The sequence below is a fragment of the Halorhodospira neutriphila genome, assembly GCF_016584055.1.
In the GTDB taxonomy this organism is placed as follows: Bacteria; Pseudomonadota; Gammaproteobacteria; order Nitrococcales; family Halorhodospiraceae; genus Halorhodospira; species Halorhodospira neutriphila.
The window spans coordinates 1-2,718 of record NZ_NRSH01000192.1 but is presented as its reverse complement, the minus strand read 5'-3'; the positions used below and the strand labels follow the sequence as shown (position 1 = coordinate 2,718).

The window sequence follows — 2,718 nt, the reverse complement described above, 5'->3', positions numbered from 1 at the left end:
CCCGAGCGGGGACGCCGAGCGGCGCCAGCCGCTCGGCGAGCGCGCGTTGTCCGAGCGAAGCGAGTTTAGCGCGCGGCCCCGCTCGGGCGAGAAGCGCAGGGGACCCGAAGGGCGCGTTCGCTGGACGCCCGCCGGGGGCCCCGCCCGGGAGCGAGCCGCCGGCCCCTGCCCTGCCAAGGGATTCCCGGAGCGCCCGGCGGGACGCCGTCAGGCGTGGTTGTGGACGTCGACGACCTCCAGGTCCTCGTCGTTGCGCGACTGCTCCTTGGCCTCGTCGCTGCGCGCCTCGGAGAGGTCCTGGAGGTAGGCGGTGCTGACATCGCCGGTGACGTAGTCGCCGTCGAAGCAGGAGCAGTCGAAGCGCTCGATGGCCGGGTTGCCGTCGCCGACGGCGGCCTTGAGGTCGTCGAGGTCCTGGTAGATCATCCAGTCGGCGCCGATGGCGCGGGTGATCTCCGCCTCGTCGCGGCCGTAGGCGATGAGCTCCTCGGGCGCCGGCATGTCGATGCCGTAGACGTTGGGGTAGCGCACCGGCGGCGCCGCCGAGGCGAGGTAGACGCGCCGGGCCCCGGACTCGCGGGCGAGCTGCACGAGCTGCTGCGAGGTGGTGCCGCGGACCACCGAGTCGTCGACGAGCATGACGCTCTTGCCCTCGAACTCCAGCGGGATGGGGTTGAGCTTCTGGCGCACGGACTTCTTGCGCGCCTTCTGGCCGGGCATGATGAACGTCCGCCCGACGTAGCGGTTCTTGATGAAGCCCTCGCGGGACTCGACGCCGAGCTGGTAGGCGAGCTGCATGGCCACCGTGCGGCTGGTGTCGGGGATGGGGATGATGACGTCGACGTCGTGGTCCGGCCAGACCCGCGCCATCTTCGCCGCCAGGCGCTCGCCCATGCGCAGCCGCGCCTTGTGCACGGCGACCCCGTCGACGATGGAGTCGGGCCGGGAGAGGTAGACGTACTCGAAGATGCACGGCGAGTGGATGGCCTTCTCCTGGCACTGCCGGGTGTGCAGCTCGCCGGCCATGTCGATGAAGACGGCCTCGCCGGGGGCCACCTCGCGGATGAGCTCGAAGCCGAGCATGTCCATGGCGACGCTCTCGGAGGCGACGAGGTACTCCCGGCCCGCCTCGGTGCGCCGCTCGCCGAAGCACAGCGGCCGGATGCCGAAGGGGTCGCGGAAGGCGAGGATGCCGTAGCCGTTGATCATGGCCACCGCCGAGTAGGCGCCGTGGCAGCGCTCGTGGACGGCGCCCACGGCGGCGAAGAGGTCCTCGGGGGTGAGGTTGAAGGTGTCGCGCTCGCCGAGCTCATGGGCGAAGACGTTGAGCAGGATCTCCGAGTCGGAGTTGGTGTTGATGTGCCGGCGGTCCGTGCGGAAGAGCTCCTCCTGGAGGGCCTCGGTGTTGGTCAGGTTGCCGTTGTGGGCCAGGGAGATCCCGAAGGGGGAGTTGACGTAGAACGGCTGCGCCTCGGCGGAGCTCTCGCAGCCGGCCGTCGGGTAGCGGACGTGGCCGATGCCCATGTTGCCGGTCAGGCGCATCATGTGCCGGGTGCGGAAGACGTCGCGCACCAGGCCGTTGCTCTTGCGCAGGCTCACCTGGCCGTTGTCGTAGGTGATAATGCCCGCTGCGTCCTGGCCGCGGTGCTGGAGCACCGTCAGCCCCTCGTAGAGGTCCTGGTTGACGGGCTCGTGGGCCACCATCCCGATTACGCCGCACATCGCTCGCTATTACCTCCAGATCCGGGCCGGCTCGCCCCGGGCTCACTCGGGCCCGGCCTTGCCGGCGCAGTAGTTCGTCCAGTAGCTCGGCAGCTGCTCGAGGCCCTCGGCCTGCTCCCCGCCGGGCAGCGGCACCTGGCGGCTGAGCCGGGCGAGCCAGCGGTCCGCCCCGATGCGGCACAGCCAGGGCTGGATCCCGGGCAGGAGGGTGGACTCGCGCCAGCCCCGCTCCTCGGTCATCGGCGTCAGCCCGAGCAGCAGCACCACGGCCGCCACGACCACCGCGCCCCGCCCGGCCCCGAAGACGGCGCCGAGGAGCCGGTCCGTGCCGCTCAGCCCGGTGCGCCCCACCAGGGTGACGAGGGCCTGGTTGACGAGGGCGCCGCCGACCAGCGTGGCCACGAAGATGGCCGCGAAGGCGGCGCCGAGGCGGATCGTCGGCGAGCCGATCCACGCCTCCAGGTAGGCCGCCGCGTCGCCGGCGAAGCGCAGGCTCAGCCCGAAGGCGAGGACCCAGACGAGCACCGACAGGACCTCGCGGACGAAGCCGCGCAGCAGGCTGATCAGCGCCGAGAGGCCGATCACGCCGAGGATGGCCAGATCCAGCCAGTTCATCGCTGCACCACGAAGCCGTTGACGTCCGCCGCCTCGGTCACCCGCTCGAGGAGCGCCTCGGCCTCCTCGCGGCCCATGACGGGCCCGACCCGGACGCGGTGCATGGTCTCGCCCTCGTACTCCACGACCTCCAGGTACGCCGGGATCCCGAGATCGCGGATCCGGTCGCGCTCGGCGCGGGCGTTGCTCTCCTTGCGGAAGCTGCCGACCTGGACGGCGTAGTCGCCCTCGCCCAGCGAGACGCCCTCGCCGGCGCCGCTGTCCCCGGCGCCGGCGCTTGAGGCGCCGGCGCCCGTCTCCGCAGAGCCGCCCGGCCGCGCCTCGCCGGCGACGCGGCGGCCTACCTGGAGGCGTGGATCGGCTCGCCGACGATCCGCCTCG

The 2,718-nt window shown here is 72.1% G+C and carries 3 protein-coding genes; all 3 read right to left on the bottom strand.

Going from position 1 to position 2,718, the window contains the following annotated elements:
- Positions 1–207 precede the first annotated feature (207 nt).
- Positions 208–1,722, bottom strand: a complete 1,515-nt coding sequence (purF, locus tag CKO13_RS11575) for an amidophosphoribosyltransferase (RefSeq protein ID WP_200261193.1) — start codon at positions 1,720–1,722, stop codon at positions 208–210.
- A 42-nt stretch (positions 1,723–1,764) separates the two neighbouring features.
- Complete coding sequence (locus CKO13_RS11570; protein ID WP_200261191.1) at positions 1,765–2,337, bottom strand: CvpA family protein; 573 nt, start codon at positions 2,335–2,337, stop codon at positions 1,765–1,767.
- Positions 2,334–2,718: SPOR domain-containing protein (locus tag CKO13_RS11565; RefSeq protein WP_200261189.1), on the bottom strand; the 385-nt coding region annotated here is incomplete at its 5' end. The genes CKO13_RS11565 and CKO13_RS11570, both read right to left, overlap by 4 nt.

What these genes read in the sequence shown, in the direction of transcription:
- purF (WP_200261193.1), bottom strand. Translation starts at nt 1,722, where the DNA reads ATGTGCGGCGTAATCGGGATGGTGGCCCACGAGCCCGTCAACCAGGAC.
- CKO13_RS11570 (WP_200261191.1), bottom strand. Translation starts at nt 2,337, where the DNA reads ATGAACTGGCTGGATCTGGCCATCCTCGGCGTGATCGGCCTCTCGGCG.